The organism is Stenotrophomonas sp. SORGH_AS_0321 (assembly GCF_031453215.1).
Classification (GTDB): Bacteria; Pseudomonadota; Gammaproteobacteria; order Xanthomonadales; family Xanthomonadaceae; genus Stenotrophomonas; species Stenotrophomonas chelatiphaga.
In genome coordinates, this window is record NZ_JAVIZG010000001.1 from 1373586 (window position 1) to 1389422 (window position 15837).

Annotated in this window: 15 protein-coding genes and 1 pseudogene; 10 read left to right on the forward strand and 6 right to left on the reverse strand. The window is 64.6% G+C overall.

From position 1 onward, the window contains the following. Positions 1-18 precede the first annotated feature (18 nt). The 3 genes and pseudogenes from QE373_RS05900 (at position 19) to QE373_RS05910 (ending at position 4179) form a co-directional block, all read left to right on the forward strand. The gene (locus QE373_RS05900; protein WP_309684558.1) at positions 19-1116 is read left to right on the forward strand and encodes an efflux RND transporter periplasmic adaptor subunit; all 1098 of its coding nucleotides are present in this window, start codon (positions 19-21) and stop codon (positions 1114-1116) included. Continuing rightward, positions 1113-1856: pseudogene (locus QE373_RS05905) on the forward strand (efflux RND transporter permease subunit); the annotation flags it as partial. The gene QE373_RS05900 and the pseudogene QE373_RS05905, both read left to right, overlap by 4 nt. Positions 1857-1959: 103 nt before the next feature. Further along, entirely contained in the window at positions 1960-4179 is a 2220-nt protein-coding gene (locus QE373_RS05910; protein WP_309684561.1) for an efflux RND transporter permease subunit, read from the forward strand. Between the two features lie 105 nt (positions 4180-4284). On the opposite strand, the gene QE373_RS05915 is transcribed toward QE373_RS05910, so the two are convergent. Beyond that, positions 4285-5382 carry a hypothetical protein gene (locus QE373_RS05915; RefSeq protein WP_309684564.1) on the reverse strand — a complete coding sequence of 366 codons (1098 nt, stop codon included), beginning with the start codon at positions 5380-5382 and terminating at the stop codon, positions 4285-4287. Positions 5383-5523: 141 nt separating this feature from the next. Between QE373_RS05915 and QE373_RS05920 the strand changes: the two genes are divergently transcribed. Next, positions 5524-5901, forward strand: coding sequence for a VOC family protein (locus QE373_RS05920; protein ID WP_309684567.1), 378 nt, complete (start codon positions 5524-5526; stop codon positions 5899-5901). 257 nt (positions 5902-6158) lie between these two features. On the opposite strand, the gene QE373_RS05925 is transcribed toward QE373_RS05920, so the two are convergent. Next, positions 6159-7781 carry a PQQ-dependent sugar dehydrogenase gene (locus QE373_RS05925; protein ID WP_309684571.1) on the reverse strand — a complete coding sequence of 541 codons (1623 nt, stop codon included), beginning with the start codon at positions 7779-7781 and terminating at the stop codon, positions 6159-6161. A 167-nt stretch (positions 7782-7948) separates the two neighbouring features. On the opposite strand from QE373_RS05925, the gene QE373_RS05930 reads away from it, so the two are divergent. Continuing rightward, the gene (locus tag QE373_RS05930) at positions 7949-9313 is read left to right on the forward strand and encodes a hypothetical protein (protein ID WP_309684576.1); all 1365 of its coding nucleotides are present in this window, start codon (positions 7949-7951) and stop codon (positions 9311-9313) included. A 220-nt stretch (positions 9314-9533) separates the two neighbouring features. On the opposite strand, the gene QE373_RS05935 is transcribed toward QE373_RS05930, so the two are convergent. Continuing rightward, on the reverse strand, positions 9534-9767 hold the full coding sequence (locus QE373_RS05935; RefSeq protein ID WP_309684579.1) for a hypothetical protein: 234 nt from the start codon (positions 9765-9767) through the stop codon (positions 9534-9536). 56 nt (positions 9768-9823) lie between these two features. Next, positions 9824-10240 carry a hypothetical protein gene (locus QE373_RS05940; protein ID WP_309684582.1) on the reverse strand — a complete coding sequence of 139 codons (417 nt, stop codon included), beginning with the start codon at positions 10238-10240 and terminating at the stop codon, positions 9824-9826. Between the two features lie 487 nt (positions 10241-10727). Here QE373_RS05940 and QE373_RS05945 point away from each other — a divergent pair, with 487 nt between their 5' ends. From QE373_RS05945 to QE373_RS05960, 4 genes are all read left to right on the forward strand, one after another. Continuing rightward, positions 10728-11363: a hypothetical protein gene (locus QE373_RS05945; protein WP_309684584.1), complete on the forward strand. Its 636-nt coding sequence runs from the start codon at positions 10728-10730 to the stop codon at positions 11361-11363. 175 nt (positions 11364-11538) lie between these two features. Further along, the gene (locus QE373_RS05950; RefSeq protein WP_309684586.1) at positions 11539-11958 is read left to right on the forward strand and encodes a hypothetical protein; all 420 of its coding nucleotides are present in this window, start codon (positions 11539-11541) and stop codon (positions 11956-11958) included. A gap of 154 nt (positions 11959-12112) precedes the next feature. Further along, the gene (locus QE373_RS05955) at positions 12113-13129 is read left to right on the forward strand and encodes an IS30 family transposase (protein ID WP_309684588.1); all 1017 of its coding nucleotides are present in this window, start codon (positions 12113-12115) and stop codon (positions 13127-13129) included. Positions 13130-13164: 35 nt separating this feature from the next. Next, the gene (locus tag QE373_RS05960; protein ID WP_309684592.1) at positions 13165-13734 is read left to right on the forward strand and encodes a hypothetical protein; all 570 of its coding nucleotides are present in this window, start codon (positions 13165-13167) and stop codon (positions 13732-13734) included. Positions 13735-13771: 37 nt separating this feature from the next. Here QE373_RS05960 and QE373_RS05965 read toward each other — a convergent pair whose 3' ends face one another. Next, positions 13772-14668 (reverse strand): NAD(P)/FAD-dependent oxidoreductase, encoded by an 897-nt coding sequence (locus QE373_RS05965; RefSeq protein ID WP_309684597.1) that lies wholly within the window; start codon positions 14666-14668, stop codon positions 13772-13774. Beyond that, positions 14665-15111: an Rrf2 family transcriptional regulator gene (locus QE373_RS05970; RefSeq protein ID WP_309684600.1), complete on the reverse strand. Its 447-nt coding sequence runs from the start codon at positions 15109-15111 to the stop codon at positions 14665-14667. The genes QE373_RS05965 and QE373_RS05970 overlap by 4 nt, the downstream gene beginning before the upstream one ends. 55 nt (positions 15112-15166) lie before the next feature. Here QE373_RS05970 and QE373_RS05975 point away from each other — a divergent pair, with 55 nt between their 5' ends. After that, positions 15167-15832 carry a class I SAM-dependent methyltransferase gene (locus QE373_RS05975; RefSeq protein ID WP_309684603.1) on the forward strand — a complete coding sequence of 222 codons (666 nt, stop codon included), beginning with the start codon at positions 15167-15169 and terminating at the stop codon, positions 15830-15832. The last annotated feature ends 5 nt before the right edge of the window (positions 15833-15837 follow it).

Consider the following 15837-nt stretch of genomic DNA (forward strand, 5'->3'; position numbering starts at 1 on the left):
CCACACGGAAAGCCACCCATGCGTGCACCCTTTTTGATCCTGCTGGTTTCCCTGCTCGCCGGCTGCGGTGGCAAGGACGAAGCGGCCGATGAAACCGCTGCCGACAGCGCGGCGCTGCCGGTCTCGCTGGCGCCCGCGAAGCAGCAGGCGATGGCGCGCACGGTGCTGGTCTCCGGCCCGGTCACGGCCTATGAGGAAATGCAGCTGGGGGTGGAAATGAGCGGCCAGCGGGTCACCGCGCTGCCGGTGGACGTAGGCCAGTGGGTCAAGAAGGACCAAGTGCTGCTGCAGCTGGACCATCGCACGCTGGACAGCGAACTGGCCCAGGCCGATGCCTCGCTGCGGCAGGCGCAGGCGTCGCAGGAACTGGCGCGGATGAACTACGAGCGCAGCGCCAAGCTGGCCGCCCAGCAGTTGATCAGTGCCAGCAGCCTGGATGAGCTGCGCGCCAACCGCATCAATGCCGAAGCGCAGACCGCCAGCGCCCGTGCCGCGCGCGATGCAGCCAAGCTGCGGCGTGACTTCGCCGACCTGCGCGCGCCGGCCGACGGCTTGATCTCCAAGCGGCTGGTTCAGCCTGGCCAGGTGGTATCGGCCGGCACCGAGCTGCTGCGCCTGATCCGCGACGGCCGTTTGGAATGGCGCGCCGAACTGCCGGAAAACCAGCTGGCCGACGTCGCCGTGGGCAACACCATCGAACTGCGCTACGCAGGCCAGGTGGTCACCGGCAGCATCCGCGCGGTCACCCCCGGCGTGGATGCGCAGACCCGTACCGGCACGCTGTATGCCGACCTGCCCACACCCGGTCCGCTCAAGCCCGGCGTCTACGTGGAAGGCCGCATCGTCACCGGTGACGGGCAGGCGCTGACCATCCCCACGGCGGCGATCGTCCAGCGCGACGGCCACAACTACGTGTTCACCGTCACCGACAAGCAGCAGGCCAGTCGCCACCGCGTCAGCACCGGCCAGGCCGTGCAGGGCCGCACCGCCATCCTGGAAGGCCTGAAGGCCGGCGACCAGGTGGTGGTGGACGGCGCGGGCTTCCTGGGTGAGGGCGACCGCGTGCGCGTGGTCACCGCGCCCAAGGCCGATCCGGCGAAGGCGGCTGCGCAATGAATTTTTCCGCCTGGGCGATCAAGCGCCCGCTGCCCGCGCTGCTGATCTTCTTCGTGCTGTGCGTGGCCGGGCTCTGGGGCTTCTACCAGTTGCCGGTTGCGCGCTTCCCCGACATCGCCTTCCCGATGACCACCGTCACGGTGACCCAGCCCGGCGCCTCGCCGAGCCAGCTGGAAGCAGAGGTCACGCGCAAGGTCGAAGACTCGGTCGCCACCGTCAACAACGTCAAGCGGGTGATGTCCTCGGTGAGCGAGGGCGTCAGCACCACCACCATCGAGTTCCAGCTGGAAGCCGACCTCGCCACGGCGTTGGACGACACGCGTGATGCGGTCACCCGCATCCGTACCGACCTGCCGCAGGACATCCAGGAGCCGGTGATCTCCAAGGTCGACATCGGCGGCTCGCTGATGACCTATGCGCTGGTCGCCCCGCACATGAGCAGCGACGAAGCCAGCTGGTTTGTCGACCGCGATATCGCGCGCGCGATGTACGGCGTGCCGGGCGTGGCCCAGGTCACCCGGGTGGGCGGCGTGGAGCGCCAGGTGCGCGTGGACCTGGACCCGAACGCACTGATCGCCATGGGCATCACCGCCGGTGATGTATCCCAGCAGCTGGCGCGCATCCAGGTGGAGCGCGCGGGCGGCAAGGCCGAAATCGAAGGCGCACAGCAGACCATCCGCACGCTGGGCACGGTAGGCGATGCGCAGGCGCTGCGTGACTACTCCATCGCGCTGCCCGATGGCCGCGCGGTGCGCCTGTCCACGCTGGCCACGGTGACCGACGCGGCCGCCGACCCCACCGAAGCGGGCGCTGCTGGATGGCAAGCAGGTCGTGGCGTTCTCGATGTCGCGCACGCGCGGCTCCAGCGAGGTCAAGGTGGAAGCCGGCGTGCATGCCGCGCTGGACAAGATCAAGGCCGAACATCCGGGCATCGATTTCCGGTTGGTCACCACCGCCATCGACGAGACCCACCGCTCCTACGATTCGTCGATGACGATGCTGTGGGAAGGTGCGCTGCTGGCCCTGCTGGTGGTGTGGCTGTTCCTGCGCGACTGGCGGGCGACCTGGGTGGCGGCGCTGGCGTTGCCACTGTCGATCATCCCGACCTTCGCGGTGATGTACTTCTTCGGCTTCACGCTGAACATCATCACCTTGCTGGCGCTGTCGGTGGTGGTCGGCATCCTGGTCGACGATGCCATCGTGGAAATCGAGAACATCGTGCGCCACCTGCGCATGGGCAAGCCGCCGCTGGAAGCTGCGCGCGAAGCGGCGGGTGAGATCGGCAATGCGGTCATCGCCACCTCACTGACGCTGGCGGCGGTGTTCGTGCCGGTGGCCTTCATGCCCGGCATCGCGGGCAAGTTCTTCCGCGAGTTCGGCTGGACCGCCGCCACCGCGGTGCTGTTCTCGCTGCTGGTGGCGCGCCTGCTCACGCCGATGATGGCCGCCTACCTGCTCAAGCCACACGGCGAAGAGAAGCCGGATTCGCGCCTGATGGTCTGGTACCTGGGCTGGGTGGATGCCGCGCTGCGCCACCGTGGCCGCACGCTGTGGCTGGCCACCGGCCTGTTCGTCGCCTCGCTGGGGCTGGTGCCGTTCATCCCGGCGACCTTCATTCCCCAGTCCGACCTGGGCCGCAGCAACCTCAACCTGGAACTGCCGCCGGGTACGCGTCTGCAGGACACCGTGGCGGTGGCCGAGCGCGCGCGCGCGCTGCTCACGGACATGCCGGAACTGAAACAGGTCTACACCGCGGTGGGCAGCGTGCTGGACCTGGGTGACCCCGGTTCCACCGGCGTGGGCGAGCCACGCAAAGCGACGCTGGTGCTGGACTGGGGATCGGCCGATGACCGCGACCGCGACCAGCGTGCACTGGAGCGCGAGGCCCGGCACAAGCTGGCCAACCTGCCCGGCGTGCGCGTGAGCTACGTGAGTTCCGAACCGGGCAACCTGCTGCAGCTGGTGCTGTCCGGCGATGATCCGCAGCGCCTGCAGGAAGCCTCCACCGCGCTGGAACGCGACCTGCGCGGCATCGAGGGGCTGGGCAGCGTCACTTCCACCGCCTCGCTGCTGCGACCGGAAGTGCAGATCGTTCCGGATTCGGCGCGTGCCGCCGATCTGGGCGTGGCAACGGCGGACATCGCCGAAGCCGCGCGCATCGCCACCGCCGGTGATTACGAACAACGCCTGGCCAAGCTCAACCTGCCGGACCGGCAGGTACCGATCCGCGTCGGTTTCGCCGAAGCGACGCTGGCCAATCCGGCGCTGATCGGCCAGCTGCGCGTGCCCGGACGCGACGGCCCGGTGCCGCTCGCCGCGGTGGCCGATATCCAGCAGGGCAGTGGCCCGTCGCAGATTTCGCGTTACCAACGCCAGCGCAATGTCACCCTCACCGCTGAACTCAACGGGCGTCCGCTGGGCGAGGTGATGACCGAGGTGCAGGCGCTGCCCGGGGTGAAGCAGTTGCCGCCGGGCGTGAGTTTCCTCAACACCGGCGATGCCGAAGTATTCGTGGAACTGTTCATCGGCTTCATGCTGGCGATGGCGGCGGGGTTGATCTGCATCTACATGGTGCTGTTGCTGCTGTTCAACCATGCGCTGATGCCGGTCACCATCCTGGCGGCGGTGCCGCTGTGCGCCGGTGGTGCGTTCGGTGCGCTGCTGATCACCCAGAACATGCTGTCGCTGCCGGCGTTGATCGGGCTGTTGATGCTGATCGGCATCGCCACCAAGAACTCGATCCTGCTGGTGGACTACGCGGTGATCGCCGAGGACGAGCACGGCATGAGCCAGCACGATGCACTGGTGGATGCCTGCCGCAAGCGTGCACAGCCGATCATCATGACCACCCTGGCGATGGGCGCGGGCATGATGCCCATCGCGCTGGGCTTCGCCGGTGACTCCAGCTTCCGCGCGCCCATGGCGATCGCGGTGATTGGTGGGTTGATCACCTCCACGCTGCTCAGCCTGATCGTGATCCCTGCCGCGTTCACGGTGGTGGATGATCTGGGCGAGTGGATGTCACGCAAGTTCAGGCGGAAGTCTTCGCACCCCACCCCATAGCCCGGTAACGCCGAGCCGCGCTCGGCGGACTCCGTGAGCATCCGGCCCGCTGCGCTCGCCGACCATGGGTCGGCGCTACCGATATGTGTGCGGACAGGGAGACCGTCACCGCGCCGCGGTGCTCTGCATCACTACCGCGTCCACCACGTCCTGCGGCTTGAACGCGCAGTGTCCTTCGCCCGTGGCCGGCAACACGCGCGGTGCCGGCCGCGCGCCCGCCTTTGCCGCCAGCGCGAGGTACACCGGCTCGAAGCGCGGCGTAACCGAGGGGTCCTCATGGTTGTACTGCAGCAGCAGCGGTCTGCGCAGGGCGCCGGTCAGGCGTAGCGCCTGCTCCAACCGTGCCTGCGCAGCAGGATCGGCAGCCACGCGGCGCACGCCCGCATTGAATGCCTTGTCATCCCCGAAGCCGCTGTACACCGTGTCCTGGTTGCCCACCGGCAACCCACCGCTGCGCGTGACCAGCTGCTGGAACACCAGCGTGTGCAGGCTGAGCGTGCCGGCCAGCTCATCGACCTGCACCTCAAGCCGCTTGGCCAGCGGTGCGGCGGCTTCCGGCTTGGCTTCAACGGCAGCAGCGATGCGTTCATACACCGTACCCTGCGGCAGCCCTGCAACGGCGGATGAAGTCAGCCCACCGGCGGGCAACCCCTTGGCATCCGGGAAGAAGTACGCAAAGGCCAGCAGCGAGGTCAGCATCTCCCCGGCCAGCACATCACCGGGCAGGTTGGCGCCGCATAGCGACACGCCACCGTCGTAATACTGCGGCAGCCGTTCCAGCGTGGCGATCGCCACCGCACCGCCCATCGAGAACCCCAGGATCCATGTCCGCTTCGTGGCGGGATTTTTCGCGATGAAGTGCTGGCGCAGGCGCTCGGTATCGTCGATGGCATCGCTGACCGCCCAGCCCTGGCTGGCGTAGCCACTCTGCGCTACGGCGTAGCCCGCCTTTACCAGCGCCTCGCTGGATTCGTTCGCCGGCCACGGGACTGGGCGAGGCGTGCCGAGCGCTTCGAATCCATGCGCCAGCAGTACCAGTTCGCCGTTCCAGGTGGCCGGGTAGTCGATCCGCCAGGGCGCTCCCTGCAGCTCACCGGTTTCGGTACGTGGTGCCGCCGGGGCGGGCGATCTGCTCCATGCAGGTGGGCAGAGCAGGGCGGTGCAGAGGCTCACGCAGGCGAGCAGGGATGAGACCTTGCGCATCGGTTCCGTCCTTTCAGGTGGCCGGGGGCGTAACGCGGAGGATAGCGCTGGCGCTGCGGCGGGTCGCGTAAAATTGGTGCGGCGGGGCGGGAAAGCCGCCTCGGGCCTTACCCACCCCGATGCAACTGATGCGAGGGTTTCATGATCGACCACCTTGACCACCTGGTGCTGACCACGACCGACGAAGCGGCAGCGACGCACTTCTACGTGGATGTGCTGGGCATGCAGTTGGAGCGCTTCGGCGAAGGGCGAAAGGCATTCCGCTTCGGCAATCAGAAGATCAACCTGCACGTCAAAGGCAGGGAGTTCGAGCCCAAGGCGCACACGCCGGTTGCGGGGGCGTTGGATCTGTGCTTCATCGCTTCGTTGCCGTTGGATGAGGTCATCGCCAGACTGGAATCACTGGGCGTGCCCCTTGTCGAGGGCCCGGTTGCCCGGACCGGCGCGACCGGCCCGATCCGTTCTGTCTACCTGCGTGATCCGGATCTGAACTTGATCGAGATTTCCGAATACGTGTAGCAGCCCGCTGCGCTCGCCGACCATGGGTCGGCGCTACCGATGTGCATCGGGATCGCAGAGTCCGGTAGCGCCGAGCCGTGCTCGGCGGACTCCGTGAGCCTGCAGCCCGCTGCGCTCGCCGACCATGGGTCGGCGCTACCGATGTGCATCGGGATCGCAGAGCCCGGTAGCGCCGAGCCGTGCTCGGCGGACTCCGTGAGCCTGCAGCCCGCTGCGCTCGCCGACCATGGGTCGGCGCTACCGATGTGCATCGCTGCTCAGCCAGATCGGGCGGAGGGCGTGAGCCGCAGCAGCTTGGCGTCTGTGCCATCGGTGAGCACGTACACCGACCCATCCGGTGCAACCTTTACATCCCGTATCCGTTCGTTCAATTCGGCCAGCAGCAGTTGTTGACCGACGATCCGCCGTCCGTCGCGGATAACGCGCCGCACCGCGCGTTCCTTCAGCGCAGGCACCAGCAGATCGCCACGCCACTGCGGGAACAACGCTCCGTTATATATCGCCAAGCCCGCTGGCGCGATCGAAGGCGTCCATTGGAGAAGTGCATCCTGATACCCCGGCAAGCTGCGGAACGGCGACACGCGCGCGAACGGATAATCGATGCCGCCAGTGACGATGGGCCAACCGTAATTGCCGCCCGGCACGATGAGGTTGATCTCATCTCCCCCGCGCGGACCGTGCTCGGTCAGCAACAGATCGCCGTTTGCCGGGTCCACGGCGATGCCCTGTGGATTGCGATGGCCCACGCTGTAGATCTCCGGTGCCATCCCGGCCCGCCCGACGAAGGGGTTATCCGCAGCCGGCCGACCTTCGCGATCAATCCGGATCACGGTGCCCAGAGCGTTGGCGGGATTCTGTGCCTCCTCGCGGCGGCGGCCCCCATCTCCCAGCGACAGCACCAGGCTGTCATCCGGGAGAAAGGCGATGCGCCCGCCGTTGTTGCCCGCGCTTGCCTTCGGCGTGGAGTTGAACAGCACGCGGACGTCCTCGATCCGATCGCCCGCGAGCCGGGCCCGCAACAGCCGCACTCCATTTGCGGACGCCTCGCCATAGCCCATGGTCAGATACATCCAGCCGTTCTGGGCGAACCGTGGATCCAGTGCGATATCCATCAGACCGGTGGTGCCGCCCTGCTGGAAGATCGGCCGCAGCCCGTCGAGCGAGATCTCCGAGGAGGCTCCATCCGGGCCGATCGCCAACAGGCGACCGCCCATCTCGGTCAGCAGCACGCGACCATCAGGCAGGAACGCGGCCGACCACGGGCGGTTGAGGGCGGTTGCAACGGTCTGGATCGCGTAGCTCGCAGGATCCACGGCGGCGGGTTTGTCGCCCGCGCGCGGCGCCATCAGAAGGAACAGCGCCAAGGGGAAGATCAACAGCGTCGCCACCATCGTGGCATCGCGCCACGTTCGTCTGTGCGCGGCTGCCCGCAGTTCCCCGCGCTCTGGTGCGCCGAGGCTGGCATACACAAGGCCGCCGACACCACCCGCCAAGGACATCAGGAGATGCCCCAGCCATTCCCGGGTGCCCGGTATCGCGGGCATGGGAATCACCGAGCGCATCAGCCAGAATGCCATCCAGAGCCCGCACACCGATGCTGCAGTGAAGACCCACCTGCGCCAGCCTGAGGGCGCGACGCGCAGGATCCGATGGCAAATCAGCACCGTGGGCAGCAATGCGGCCACCGCGATCCCGGCCATGACCGGGCCGAACATCGCGACGTCTTCCAGCGTGATCCAGGCCCGCACAGCAGGCGTCACCGGAATGCCAAAACCGCGCAGTTCCTGCAGGACGAGCTGGGTCTGGATGAGGCTGGCAATAACGCCGGTCACACCGGCAGCCGCGAGCAGGGCGGCGATGTATCGCAGGGCGGATCTCAAGCGGTGGCTCCTCGTTTCGACCCGGCAGGCTGTGGCGTCCGGCCCACAGTATCGCGTGGGCGGGCAGCACGTTGTTGACGGCTCGTCATCGTCATAAGATCTGCCGGTCGCCGTTGCAGATGCATCCGTGAGCAGCAATCACCCTCCCAGGGAAATGTGAGGAAGGCATGGAAAGGATTTCCGTTGCGCGTCGTTCCGCGGCAGGTGCCGGGCGCCGATTGACCGCCACGCTGCGGCTCGCCGCAGGTCTTGCTGCCATCTGCGTGCTGCCACAGAAGGCCGTTGCCGAAGCGGCGCCCGCAGGCGTCGCGGAGGCCTTGCAACGGATCGCGGTGATAGCGGAGTCGCCCGTCCAGAAGCGGGCCGCCCATGAGTTATGGGGGCGCCAGCTGGATGCTCCCACCATCCTCCGCGATCGGTCATCGGGGATGAGTTGGCGCAGCGATCCCGCGACGGGTGCGCCCTTGGCGGTGATGCTTCGGAAGGATCAGCCGCCGGCCAACACCTGCATCGATGTTGAAGGAGCGCCGCACGTGACGCTGCTCCTGCCACTGCCGACGGACAGCAGCGCACTGGCTGCGCTGTACTGGCATGAGCAATGGCACTGCATCCAAACGGGCCTCGGCCTGCCCGCTTCCGAAGGCAATACGGCTCACCTGGATAGCGAAGCAGGCCGTACCTGGCTGAGGCTGGAAATGCGTGCGCTGGCGCGCGCACTCGCGACCGGGGACGACGCGCAGGCGCGGAAGCACTTCGCCGCAGCGTTGAGGTTTCGAGCGCTTCGGGGCGGCACTGGGGCACCTGGCACGGATGCCTTGGCCGAAGAGGCCAAACTGGAACGCAACGAGGGGCTGGCCGAGTACACCGGCCGCAGCGTCGCGGCCGCGGGAGCTCAGGGCGATGGCGTGGCTGCGGTCGTAGACGCGTTGGCCAAGGCAGAGAGCTCGGAAAGCTTTGTCCGCTCTGCGGCGTATGCGACCGGTCCGGCCTATGGAATGCTGCTCGACCGCTGGTCACCGGGCTGGCGCAGCGCACTGTCCGCAGGGACGAGTCTGCCCGTACTGCTGGCGGATCGCATCAGGAGCAGCCCGGCGAATATCGACGTCGCGCGTGTCGGCCAGCGCTATGGCATGGATCAGGTGCGCGCCGAGGAAAGAGCGCGCGCCGAAGAACGGGAGCGGCGCAGCGCAGCGCTTCGCGTGCGTCTGCTGGGAGAAGATGCCGTCCGCTTTCCGTTGAAGCAACCAGCGCTGTCCTTCGATCCGCGCAGCCTGTTCCCGCTGGACAGCGTGGGTACCGTATACACCCCGGTCACGGTGCGCGACGACTGGGGCGAGCTGACGGCCGACTCAGGCGGACTGCTGTTGCCGGACTGGTCACAGATCAGCGTGGGAGGCGGTGCGATAAAGGGCTGCAACAATTCGTGGAGAGGTCCCGGTTGGACGCTGGAACTCGAACCGGGCTGGCGTTTCAGCAGGCATCCGAGCGGGTGGCAGCTGACAAAGGAAGATCCGCTTCCGTGCTCGAAATGATGGCGTACCGTGCTCGCTGGGGCACGGATCGGACAGGGACAATCACGTTCAGATCGCACTACGTGATCTCGGCTGCGTGAAGGGCTGGTTTCTTCCCCCTGGAAGCGTACAGCTGAGTGACGCGAATCGGACCAACGCAGAGGCAAGGCTCGCAGCGGTACGTGCAGCCAATCCGAAACAGCGTCGACGCGCGTGACCTCTTTAACGACACAACGCCAGGTCAGCGCGGCTCCACCCGCAACCGGATCCCCAGCGCACCCACTACGCCCATGACCGTGTCGAAGTGCAGTGGCCGCGTGCCGTTCAGCTGCCGACGCATGGTTTCAGTGTTGAGCCCGCACGCTGCCGCGACGCGATCGATGCCGTGCAGTTCGGAGAGCAGTAACAGGGCCCTTGCAATGCCGGGCTCGTCGCCGTCGAACATCTGCAGTCGCGCATCCAGATAGTCTGCCATCTCCGCTGCGCGTGGATTCCTGCCGCGGCTGTCAGCGCGGCCATCCCCGGTACTGCTCATGCGTCGGCCCATGTTGCGGCGACGTAGCCCTTCAACATCTCCTGCCCGGAGATGATCAGGCCTTCCACCATCTGTTCGGAGACCATGCCGACACTGATGTGGTCCTGTCGGAACAGATGCGCGGTGTGCAGGATATCGAGGGTATACGCCAGCGCCTGCAGCGTGGTGACGGGGATCGCGACACGCTCGACATGGGGCAGGCTGGCAGCACCGTCGTGGTTTGATGCTGTTCGTTGATCGTTGACTGCGTTGACCGGCCTCAGTCGCACCACGCGGGAAGGCTGCGCACGCTGCTGCTCCATCTCTTGCAGCTTTCGTTCCAGCTGTTCCACGAAGTAGGGCGGGATGTCGTGGATCCTGTCGCCCATCAGGGCATGCAGGCGCTTGGCGCTGAGCGGATGCTTGGTATCCATTGGTAGACCTCACAAGGCTTGAGGCCACCTGCGCCGAAGCGCGAGGTGGCAGGCGATGCGGGTTGGCATACCGGTGCAATGATTCAAAAGTATCCGGCGGATCAGGGATCCCCACACACCGCCCACCGTGATCGGGCAAGCGATGCAGTGCATTCTCCGCCGTGCCCAAAGGGCAAAACAGAGCCAAATAAATCATTGCGTACAGGATGCCAATCCCGGCTGTCGCTCTTCGGCTTCAGCACGGTCATCGTCCGACGCGGGTGGCAGGATCGTCCATGAGAAAAACTGTGAAGTTCGCTTCCACGTGCTGCTTGGTTTCTGGACCCGCTGCGACAGAATGGCGTTCGCCGACACTGACGCCTTGCCGCGTGTTCCGGGGGCTCTCATCCTCTACGATTTATCTCATGACAACAGCGTATGGAAGCGTCGTCCTCTGCGGCGGCCACGTGCGCGGCTAGGTGGATGCGGGATGAAAGGGAGAGTGGGGTTGACTACTAAACTGAGCTGGGGCGGCCGCATCGGCGTCGCCCTCATGGGGTTCACCCCCGCGTTGGAGAATCCGGTGAGGCAGTTCAATCGCTACCGCTACGGCAACGGCAATCCATACAGGTTTAAAGACCCTGATGGCCGTGTTGCCATCGTAAGTCGGGCAAAGGATGGAACTGCAAATGTTCAGATTCCGGCGAAGTTCACTGGGTCTGGGGCGACGCCGCAGAACATCGCTGCTTTTAAGGACCACGTAGCCGCTATGTCTGGCACCTACGAAGTCAACGGTAGCCAGACTCAAGTCAAGTTCGAAGTCACCGACATCGGAAAAGGGACGCCTCGAAAGGCGCGGAACGAGATTGTGCTTGTGAACGGGCAGACCTCGCATCCCGAAGGTCGCAGCTTCGCTGAACTCGGTGGAAAGAGGTCAGAGATTGACGTAACAAAACGGTTCCAGAGGAATGGTGTCGTGCCGCATGAAGTGGCGCACCTTGCCGGCGTGGATGACCTCTACGACAAGTCAACAGGACGCCCACGACCGAGCGAAGGCGATAAGATAATGAATAGGGTTCCTGGCGTGATAGAAGACAGAACGGTAGAGGGGATGTTGAATGCGAGGACAAATGTTCATAAATAGGTGGAAAACGAAGCCAATGCAGGCTGCTCGTTTCGGGAGGGTCACAAGGCGGCATGCGTGGACGTTTTTTACGGCGCTCCTGATTGGGGCGCCCGCGGCTGCACAGGATGCGAGGTTGTGGCGTTACCCTTGTGATTATTCGTTCAGGTCAGCTTGCATCCGGCTTCCAGACTTCATGATTGTTTCCTACGAGGTTCCGGCGGACTTTGGGCTTCATACTGTCACGTCGAAAGCCGGGATGTCGATGATTATCTATGAAGGCGATGCTCACTCTTTGGATGGCTCGATCACCAATCCATCCATATCGTTCAGTGACAGGGGGCGCACGGTGTCTGGTTACCTGTCATCGCCAAGTGCGGGCAAAAAGGTCTTGGATGTTGTCGTTTTGAGGGGCAATTCTCGCAATGGAGCGATTCATATTCATGCTGATGTCGCTGATGAGCGCAAGCGTGTGGATGCGGCGAATGTATTGTCGGGATTTCGCGTATGTGAATTTCGGAATTCACGTCGTTTAAATACTGGCGTTTGTCCTCGGGAAAGTTCTATTGGTGAACGGTTGGCTGAGTGGCTTAAAGGGCATGATGGTGGAGGCTGACGGGCGCTGGGGTGGTGAAATCGTCTTGTTCAACGCGCGGGTGTGATCAATTCACGCCTGCTTACTCGTAGGCTTCGATTTTGATGCGCGTTCGATCGGGAGTGCTTAGACTCAATTTCCAAGTGCAACACCCACTAACCAGTAGGGTGTCAGCATGTCCAGGCATTACAACCATTTGAGCGCCGAAGAGCGCGCCGTTGTCCAGATCGAGATCCAGGATGGCAAGAGCATGCGATCCATCGCCAGGCGCTTGGGGCGCAGCCCTTCGACCCTGAGCCGGGAGGTGGCGCGCCAGATCGCTGGGGCGTACAGCGCCAGCGAGGCTGGCAAAGACTATTGTGCCCGCCGATTACGCTCTGTTCGGCACCGGCGGCTGACCGAGGGCAGCGAGTTGTCTCAGTTCGTTCGTGATCACTTGGTGCTGTATCGCTGGTCGCCCCAGCAGATTGCTGCCAAGCTTCGTGACATGCACCCGGACGATTCCAGCCAGCGCGTCAGCCACGAGACTATCTACGCCAGCATCTATGCCCATCCGCGCGGAGGGCTGAAGAAAGAGCTGGTGGAAGCGCTTCGGCAGAGCAAGCCGACGCGAGGTCTACGCCGCACGACGGCAGCCAAGCGGACATGGGTTCCTGAGCAGCTGCGTATCGTGCATCGCCCGGAAGAAGTGCAGAAGCGACTGGTTCCGGGCCACTGGGAAGGCGACTTGATCAAGGGTGCTTTCAACCGCTCCTGCGTAGGGACGCTGGTCGAACGTAAGACACGCTTTGTGATCCTCTGCAAGATGGATGGCTGCACAGCTGAAGCGGCACTGGAGGGTTTCAGTCGGCAACTGAAAAAGCTGCCTGAATCCATGCGCACCAGTTTGACCTACGACCAAGGCACGGAGCTGACGTGTTATCCAGAGCTGATGGATCGCCTGGATATCGACGTGTGGTTTGCTGACCCACACGCGCCGTGGCAGCGCGGCAGCAACGAGAACACCAATGGATTGCTTCGGCAGTTCCTGCCCAAGGGCATTGATCTGTCGAGCGCGAGCCAGGAGTACCTCAATCACGTTGCGATGCTCATGAACACACGCCCGCGTCAGACGCTTGGCTGGAAAACGCCCGCCGAAGTGATGGACAAAGAGATCGCCGAATTCAGATCACGTGTTGCGCTTGCTTCTTGAGACCGCCGTGTGCTGTGACGTCGACTTACGAAAAGATGGAGCTGGATACGGAAACGGCCGATGGCGCGCTGCGTCATATGCTTGCAGGGGCGTACCTTGACAGCCTTAGTGTTACCAGCATTTCCATCTCCCTTCGATTCATCAATCCTGTTTTGATTCCGGGCGAGAGCCTGTACGTTGACGCCGATTTTGGATGTTCTGCGACAATTCTCGAGAAAGGACTGGCGCCTGCCACGCCGAGATCAGTCGATTTCTTTGTCAGGCGGAGTGAGTTTCTTGCGCGTGTATTCTTCTGCATTGGCAAGACGGTTGAATCGACTCAACTCCAAGCGGATGGGCGGCTATCCATAGTTATTGACGCCGCGCTGATCGAGTTGTGTTTGTCCGTGGAAGACGACGGGCAGGACGATTCGGTGTGGGACGTCTCCGTGCAAAAGGCGGATGCTGGGCATCTCCCTGTGCCGCAGGCAATAGCGTGCGTGCCAGATGGTTCCGGTGCCAGGTTTCTGTGCGATTCGGCGTCAAGGAGTAGTGTTTATTGCGCGAAAGCGCAGATTGAGCATGTCGAGGATGTCATTCGGCAGTGGATGAGCCGCAAGGAATGATGGTTTTTTACTGCAGGTCCATGAAGGACTCCAAAACTCACCCCGCCGTAGGCCACACCAGCGTCCGATGGATCTGCGCCCCCGCCCACGCGCCATCCGCCACGGCCAATGAAACCGAGTGCGGCATGCGCGCAACGTCACCGCAGGCGAACACACCTTCAACGTTGGTCTCCTTGGCCTCACTGGTCTGCAGCTGGGTACCCATCGGAGTCTCCATCAGCGCACAGCCCAGGGTCTGCGCGATCGGCGTGGACGGCGCATTGAGCGGGGCGGTGAACAGGCCCGCGAAGGACAGCTGTCGCCCATCCGCCAGCACCACATCGGCATGTCCTTCGATACGGGCGATGGGCGTTGCTTCGATGCGTACCCCACGCGCAACAAGTTCGTCGCGCGCCGCCGCATCCAGTTCAATGGCCTCGTTGAGCAGGAACGTGACGTTGCCCCATTCGGGCAGCAACTGCGCCTGGTGGATCGACATCGGCACCGCGGCAATCACCCCGATCTCGCCCTGATCCAGCTCGTAGCCATGGCAATAGGGGCAGTGGAACACGCTCTTTCCCCAGCGCTCGCCGATGCCATCGATGGAGGGCAGTTCGTCCGATACTCCGGTGGCCAGCAGCAGGCGACGGGCGCTGAACGTGCCGGATGCTGCGGTGGCCACGCTGAAGGCATCGCGCGTCCCCGATGCATCCAGGGCTACGTCTTCCACCCAGGTCAGGGTGGGGTAGGCCTGCAGTTGCTGGCGTGCGGTGCGTGCGATCTCGGCCGGGTCGGCGCCGTCCTGGCTGAGGAAGCCGTGCGAATCGGCGGCTGCCTGGTTGCGTCGCTTGCCCGCGTCGATGATCAGCACGCGCCGCCTTGCACGTACCAGCTGCAGGGCCGCGGCCATGCCGGCGTAGCTGCCGCCGATTATGATGACGTCATGAATGCTCATGGATGCTTGCTCCGCAGATGGTGGGCGTGACGGCGTTTGAAGTCGGCGGCGAGATCGGCCAGTGACACGGCGGCAAAGCGCTCCAGCAGCAGCGCTTCTGCCTGTTCGAAGGCATCGTCAAGGGCGGCGTTGACGGCCTGCTCGACCAGGCACTCGGGGTTTTCGTGGCGGTTGCCGATGGCGAACAGCGCCGGTTCGCCCAGCGCCTCATGCAGTTGGCGCAGGCTGACCTTGCTCAGGTCCGCCTTGATGCGCCAGCCGCCGGCATGGCCGCGCACGGCGGCGACCAATCCGGCTTCGCGCAGCAGGCCCATGGTCCGGCGTACCACCACCGGATGGGTGCCCAGGCAGATCGCCAGGGCGTCGGATGTCATCGGTCCGGGGTGCTCGGCCATGTGCAGCAGGGCATGCAGGACGGCGGAAAGTCGGCTGTCGCGTTTCATGTAACTAATGATGTTACCTTTGGCGCCCCAGGTCAAATCGATGAGGCAGGCGCGCATGTTTTCCGATCCCCACGCCATTGCAGGCTACGCAGAAGGTGCAGTGCAGAAGGTGCCGGGCCTGCTGGACATGCAGCGCATGGCGCGGCTGCTGCTGGAAGAACGCGTGCCGGCAGACGGCCACGTGCTGGTGCTCGGCGCGGGCGGTGGGATGGAGTTGCGGGCCTTCGCCGAGGCACAGGCCGGCTGGCATTTCCGCGGCATCGATACGTCTGCACCGATGCTGGACATGGCACGCCAGAGGCTGGGGCCATTGGCATCACGCGTGGCTTTGACCGAAGGCTACATCGACGACGCGCCAGAGGAACTGTTCGACGGCGCAGCCTGCCTGCTGACCCTGCATTTCCTGCCGCCGGAACAGCGGCTGCACACGCTGAAGGAAGTGCGGCGGCGGCTGAAACCGGGCGCTCCGCTGGTGGTGGCACATCACAGCTACGCGCAGGATGACGCGCAGAAGCGTCGCTGGCTGCAGCGCTTTGCCGCGTTCTCGGCCTCGTCGGGGATCGCGCTGGACGTGGCGCACACCGTGGACAGCATGGCCCGGCTGCTGCCCGCGCTGTCACCGGAGCAGGACGTGGCGCTGCTGCACGAGGCTGGCTTCGGCACGGTGGACCTGTTCTACGCCGCCTTCAGTTTCAGGGGGTGGGTAGCCTACGCCGGGTAGGCCAC